Below are 5,493 nucleotides of genomic sequence, written 5' to 3'. Positions count from 1 at the left end.
CAATCTGTCAGAGGTGGGGCGGGGTGGGCTTGCAGGACCGTGGGCGCCCTGGATGGCGCCATCGAGCCCCCATGGATGGGTTTACGGCGTGTCCTGCAAGCCCACACCGCCCCGCCAAACAAACAGAAACCCAGAGCCGACGCTCTTGCAGTTGCAGTTGCTCCGGCTTCTGCGGGCGCCGGGCTGCAAGCCCGGCACCCACCCAGACACCTCAACAGCAGCGACCGCCGTTGCGACCGCCGTAGCGCGCTTCCTGCCGTTCGCGGAAGAACGTCTTGTAGTCCATCGGCTCCTGATCCGGATGCTTCTCCAGCATGTGCCGGACGTAGTTGTCGTAATCAGGAATGCCACAGCAAAGACGTGCGGTCTGCACCAAGCGCCGCCAGATGCGGCGGTGCGTCTGGTACTGGCCGACGGGAACCAGTTGCGTGCTCATTACAGATCCACCATTTCGTGCGGCTTCAGCGCCACGTACGGGGTCTCGCGGTCGCTGCGCTGCGGATTGCGGCGGGCCGCCAGAATGGTCTTGATCGAGTACACCAGCACCGCACCCACCACCAGCAGGAACAGCGCGGTCAGGCTGGTGTTGACGTAGGCATTGACCACGATCTGCTGCATCTGCGCCACCGACTTGGCCGGCGCGGTGATCGTGTCGCTGGCGATCGCCGCCTGGTACTTGTGCGCCTGCGCCAGGAAGCCCTGCGCCGGGTTGCTGTCGAAGATCTTGATGAAGCCTGCATAGGTGGTGCAGATCAGCAGCCACACGGCCGGAACCGCGGTCACCCACGCGTAGCGGTCACGCTTCATCTTGAACAGCACCACCGTGCCCAGCATCAGCGCGATACCGGCCAGCATCTGGTTGGAGATGCCAAACAGCGGCCACAGCGTCTGGATGCCACCGAACGGATCGACCACGCCGGTGTACAGCAGGTAACCCCACAGCGCCACGCAGCCGGCAGTGCCGATGATGTTGGCCGTCCACGACTCGGTCTTCTTCAGCGCAGGGATGAAGTTGCCCAGCAGGTCCTGCAGCATGAAGCGACCGGCACGGGTACCGGCATCGACCGCGGTCAGGATGAACAGCGCTTCGAACAGGATCGCGAAGTGGTACCAGAAGGCCATCATCGCGTCGCTGCTGCTCGGGATCGCTTCGTGCAGGATCTGCGCGATACCCACCGCCAGCGTCGGTGCGCCACCGGCGCGATGCAGGATGGTCGGTTCACCGATGGCCGCCGCGGTGGCGGTCAGCTGTTCCGGACTGATGGTGAAGCCCCAGGTGTTGGTGATGAAGTGCGCCGCCGAAGCCGCATCGGCACCGATCACCGCCGCCGGGCTGTTCATCGCGAAGTAGATGCCCGGATCGATGATCGAGGCGGCCACCAGCGCCATCACTGCCACGAACGACTCCATCAGCATGCCGCCGTAGCCGATGTAGCGCATGTGCGATTCATTGGCGAGCAGCTTGGGCGTGGTGCCCGAGGAGATCAGGGCATGGAAGCCGGACACCGCGCCGCAGGCGATGGTGATGAACAGGAACGGGAACATGCCGCCCTTCCACACCGGGCCGTCGCCGCTGGCGGCGAACTGGGTCAGCGCCGGCATCTTCAGCTCCGGCATGACCACCAGGATGCCGATGGCCAACGCGATGATCGTGCCGATCTTCAGGAAGGTCGACAGGTAGTCGCGCGGGGCCAGCAGCAGCCACACCGGCAGAACCGAGGCGACGAAACCGTAGCCGATCAGCATCCAGGTGATCTGGACGCCGGTGAAGGTGAACGCCGGGCCCCAGGTCGGGTCGGCCGCCACCTTGCCGCCGAACCAGATCGCGGCCAGCAGCAGGACCAGGCCGACCAGCGAGATCTCGCCGATCTTGCCGGGGCGGATGTAGCGCATGTACACGCCCATCAGGATCGCGATGGGCATCGTCGCGATCACCGTGAACATGCCCCAGGGGCTTTCGGCCAGCGCCTTGACTACCACCATCGCCAGCACCGCCAGGATGATGATCATGATCAGGAAGGCACCGAACAGGGCGATGGTGCCCGGCACCTGGCCCATTTCCTCTCGCACCAGGTCACCCAGCGAACGGCCGTTGCGGCGGCTGGACAGGAACAGGACCACGAAGTCCTGCACCGCGCCGGCCAGCACCACGCCCACCACCAGCCACAGCAGGCCGGGCAGGTAGCCCATCTGCGCGGCCAGCACCGGGCCGACCAGCGGGCCTGCACCGGCGATGGCGGCGAAGTGGTGGCCGAACAGCACGTGCTTGTTGGTCGGGACGTAGTCCAGACCATCGTTGTTGATTACCGCCGGGGTGGCCCGGGTCGGATCGAGCTGCATCACCTTGTCGGCGATGAACAGGCTGTAGAAGCGGTAGGCCACCAGGTACAGCGATACCGCAGCGACCACGATCCACAATGCGTTGATGTGTTCGCCGCGGCGAAGGGCCACGGTGCCCAGACAGAATGCGCCGAGCAGGGCGAGCGCCGCCCAGCCTATTTTGGAAAACCCTTTCATGAGGTGCTCTCTCCCGGAAAGATGTTCAAAGGGTCCCGCGTGACCTGTGCACGGTCAATCGGTACGGAACCTTTCTGCGGTAGTACTTTGGTCGAACACAACGCGGGCGCCGCCGCGCGGCGGACATGACGCGCGGCGAACACCAGCGATGGAACAATCGGTTGCGGCGCCGCCCATTGGCGTTGCGGCGTGCGGCGTCCATCTTCACTGGCATCCATCCAACAGGAGTCGCCATGAGCCTTCCCGAACCGGTCCGCGTGCAGCGCACCATCCGTGGCATGCCCACCTCCGACGGCGCCGGCGTGCGGCTGACCCGTGTCATCGGCGGCCCGTCGCTGCCCGACCTCGATCCGTTCCTGCTGCTGGACGAATTCGGTACCGACCGAGCCGAGGACTACATCGCCGGCTTCCCGGAGCACCCGCACCGTGGCTTCGAGACCGTCACCTACATGCTGGACGGGCGCATGCGCCATCGTGACAACCACGGCAACGAGGGCCTGCTGACCCCGGGCAGCGTGCAGTGGATGACCGCCGGTCGCGGCCTGGTCCATTCGGAGATGCCGGAACAGGAAAGCGGGCAGATGCGCGGCTTCCAGTTGTGGGTGAACCTGCCGGCGCGCGACAAGATGACCGACCCGAAGTACCAGGAGTTCGCGCCCGAGCGCATTCCGGTGGTGCAGCCGGCCGACGGCGTGGAGGTGAAGGTGATCGCCGGTACCGTCGATGGCACGGCCGGCCCGATCGCCCAGCCGGCCACCGATCCGGTGTACCTGGACATCAGCCTCGAGGCCGACCGCGCCTGGACCTACACGCTGCCGGAAGGGCACAACGCCTTCGCCTACGTGTTCGAGGGCGGGGTGACGGTGGGTGAGCAGGACGCCGCGCGTGATGTGGCCCGCCAGGAACTGGCGGTGCTGGGCGGCGGCGAACGGCTGCACCTGTCGGCCGGGCGCGAAGGCGCACGGTTGATCCTGGTGGCGGGTCGCCCGCTGCGCGAGCCGGTCATGCGCCATGGTCCGTTCGTGATGAACACCCGGCAGGAACTGATGCAGGCCTTCGTCGATTTCCAGGAAGGCCGCTTCTGAGGGGGAGCGCCGGGCCATGCCCGGCGGCTTTCCCCGCGTCGCGCGCAAGCGCCCGTTCGCCGGGCATGGCCCGGCGCTACCGATCAATGTTGAAGTGAGGGAATGCTGCCAGGCAGTCATCCCCGTGTCCGCTCAGCGTCCGTCGGCCACGGCCGACGGGGTCAGGCTCATGCCCTGCGCCAGCTGCTGCAGGCTGCCCAGTTCCTGGGTGCTGCCCGGGTAAAGCGCGATCTGCGCGTAGCGGCCCTTGTCCAGCTTGATCACGCTGATGCGCCGCTCGGCATAGCCCGGCGGCTGCTGGCCGCCCAGGTCGGGCTGGTACCAGTACATCGATTCACCGCCGAAGCTGCCCTTTTCCTGGCGCAGCGAACGACTGAGCGGAATGCCCGGATCGCGCTGGCTGAGCATCAGGCTCAGCACTTCACGGCCATCGGCGGTGGCCGCGCGGCACACCACGAAATCAGCTTGTGCCTGCTCCTGCCACTGCAGGCCGCTGCTGGCGGGCAGCGACGGACACTCGACCGGAGCCTGCGCGGCGGCCTGGGCCGCGGCAAACAGCAGGCTCGACAACACAACAGGCGCGAACTTCATGCATCCCCCCAAGGTGGCGTGTCGCAAGGCTCCACCGGCGCGCCGGTGGCGGTAGCATCCCATCCCCGGATGCCGCGCCGTCCGCATGTGTACGGACGGTCACCCCAACCTTAACGGAACGTGAGCAATCGCACAAATTGCGGTTACAACCGTAACCATCACGAGCGGTAGAGTCGACCGTTGGTCGACTGCGGTTCTACCGCGGAAGCGGAATGAATTCTTTGTCGTCGCCGGGGATGGTACCGAAGCGACCGGCCTCCCAGTCGTGCTTGGCCTGTTCGATGCGCTCCTTGGAGCTGGACACGAAGTTCCACCACAGGTGGCGCGTGCCATCGAGCGGCTCGCCACCGAACAGCATCGCCTTCACCGGCGTCTTCGCGCGCAGGCGGCCAACGGCGCCGGCCTCGGGGATGACCAGGTGCTGGGCGGGGATGTCCACGCCATCCAGCTGGGCCTGGCCCTCGAGGATGTACAGCGCGCGTTCGCGATGGCCGTTGTCGATATCGATCTCCGCATCCGGGTCGAGGTCGATGGCCACGTTGAGCGTATCGGCAAACACCTTCACCGGCGATTCCTCGCCATAGGCGCGGCCGGCGATCACGCGCAGCCACGCGCCGTTGCGGCGCTGCTCGGGCAGGGTAGCGGCGGCATGGTGGTAGAACGCCGGCTCGATCTCCTCGTGCGACTTCGGCAGCGCGACCCAGGTCTGCATGCCGTGGATCGGGTTGTCGTGGTCGCGATCCGGTGGCGGCGTGCGTTCGGAATGGGCGATGCCACGGCCGGCGGTCATCCAGTTCACGTCACCGGGGCGGATGACCTGGTCCGAGCCCAGCGTGTCGCGGTGGCCGATGGCGCCGGACCACAGGTAGGTGACGGTGGCCAGGCCGATATGCGGGTGCGGGCGCACGTCGATGGCGGTGCCGGGGTGCATGATCGCCGGGCCCATCTGGTCGACGAACACGAACGAGCCGATGCTGCGGGCCTGCAGGGTGGGCACGGCGCGGCGCACTTCCAGGCCGCCGATGTCGTGGACGCGCGGGGCGATGATGGTGGTCATGCGGGCGTTCTCGCTGGCAGGGATCAAGAGCGCCAGCATGGCATGCGGTCGTGGCGGGCACATGCCCCATGCGGGTAACAGGTTGTTCCAGCCAACGGCGCAGCCCCTCGTGGCTGTTCTGGCGGATGGGGGGGGGGCATGTGTTCGGGCCGGGCGGGTGGGCTGCGCAGGGAACGCTGCAAGTACGTCCATGTAAGCTCGGTCGCCGCATCCATGCGGCTCACGCCCCTGCGCAACCCACCC

The 5,493-nt window shown here is 66.8% G+C and carries 5 protein-coding genes; 1 reads left to right on the top strand and 4 read right to left on the bottom strand.

Annotated features, from left to right (window positions below; genetic code table 11):
* Positions 1 to 211 precede the first annotated feature (211 nt).
* Both DCO49_RS19230 and DCO49_RS19225 read right to left on the bottom strand, forming a co-directional pair.
* Positions 212 to 436: a CstA-like transporter-associated (seleno)protein gene (locus DCO49_RS19230; protein ID WP_108765908.1), complete on the bottom strand. Its 225-nt coding sequence runs from the start codon at positions 434 to 436 to the stop codon at positions 212 to 214.
* Complete coding sequence (locus tag DCO49_RS19225) at positions 436 to 2,517, bottom strand: carbon starvation CstA family protein (protein ID WP_116865352.1); 2,082 nt, start codon at positions 2,515 to 2,517, stop codon at positions 436 to 438. The genes DCO49_RS19230 and DCO49_RS19225 overlap by 1 nt, the downstream gene beginning before the upstream one ends.
* A gap of 233 nt (positions 2,518 to 2,750) precedes the next feature.
* Between DCO49_RS19225 and DCO49_RS19215 the strand changes: the two genes are divergently transcribed.
* Positions 2,751 to 3,602, top strand: coding sequence for a pirin family protein (locus DCO49_RS19215; RefSeq protein ID WP_116865351.1), 852 nt, complete (start codon positions 2,751 to 2,753; stop codon positions 3,600 to 3,602).
* 132 nt (positions 3,603 to 3,734) lie between these two features.
* On the opposite strand, the gene DCO49_RS19210 is transcribed toward DCO49_RS19215, so the two are convergent.
* Positions 3,735 to 4,193, bottom strand: coding sequence for a hypothetical protein (locus tag DCO49_RS19210; RefSeq protein WP_116865350.1), 459 nt, complete (start codon positions 4,191 to 4,193; stop codon positions 3,735 to 3,737).
* A gap of 196 nt (positions 4,194 to 4,389) precedes the next feature.
* On the bottom strand, positions 4,390 to 5,250 hold the full coding sequence (locus DCO49_RS19205; protein ID WP_116865353.1) for a pirin family protein: 861 nt from the start codon (positions 5,248 to 5,250) through the stop codon (positions 4,390 to 4,392).
* Between the last annotated feature and the right edge of the window lie 243 nt (positions 5,251 to 5,493).

The sequence above is a fragment of the Stenotrophomonas sp. SPM genome, assembly GCF_003105135.1.
Lineage (GTDB): Bacteria > Pseudomonadota > Gammaproteobacteria > Xanthomonadales > Xanthomonadaceae > Stenotrophomonas.
The sequence above is the reverse complement of the archived record's forward strand: the minus strand, read 5'-3'. Positions and strand labels throughout refer to the sequence as shown.